Origin of the sequence: Pseudomonas sp. A-1 (assembly GCF_004801855.1) — a bacterium.
In the GTDB taxonomy this organism is placed as follows: domain Bacteria; phylum Pseudomonadota; class Gammaproteobacteria; order Pseudomonadales; family Pseudomonadaceae; genus Geopseudomonas.
Window position 1 is genome coordinate 1 of the sequence record NZ_SSTC01000245.1, and the last position, 537, is coordinate 537.

Sequence of the window (537 nt, forward strand, 5' to 3'; positions counted from 1 at the left end):
GCCAGCGACGATGCCATCGCCGGCGGTCTGGGTAACGACACCCTCTACGGCCGCGCCGGCAACGACGCCCTCGACGGTGCAGCCGGTGACGACCGCCTCTACGGCGAGGACGGCAACGACGCGCTGAGCGGCGGCGCCGGCAACGACTCCCTGCAGGGCGGCAACGGCAACGACCTGCTGCTCGGCGGCGAGGGCAACGACTACCTCTACGGCGAGAACGGCAACGACGTCCTCGACGGCGGTGCCGGCAACGACTACCTCAGCGGCGGCGCCGGCTCCGACGTCTACCGCTTCGCCCGCGGCTGGGGGCAGGACACCATCAGCGACTACGACTCCAGCGCCGGCAAGCTCGACGCCATCGAGTTCGCTGCCGACATCGCCCCGGACGACATCCGCATCACCCGCTCCGGCGACAGCCTGGTGCTCTCGCTGGCCGGCAGCACCGACCGGGTCACCGTCTCCAGCTACTTCCACCAGGACGCCAGCGGTCCCTACAAGGTCGAGGAGATCCGCTTCGCCGACGGCACCGCCTGGTCG

Annotated in this window: 1 protein-coding gene; it reads left to right on the forward strand. The window is 70.9% G+C overall.

The genetic code is table 11. The features are described from left to right. The coding region (locus tag E5198_RS21395) for a calcium-binding protein (RefSeq protein WP_305956089.1) at positions 1-537 on the forward strand (537 nt) is incomplete at both ends.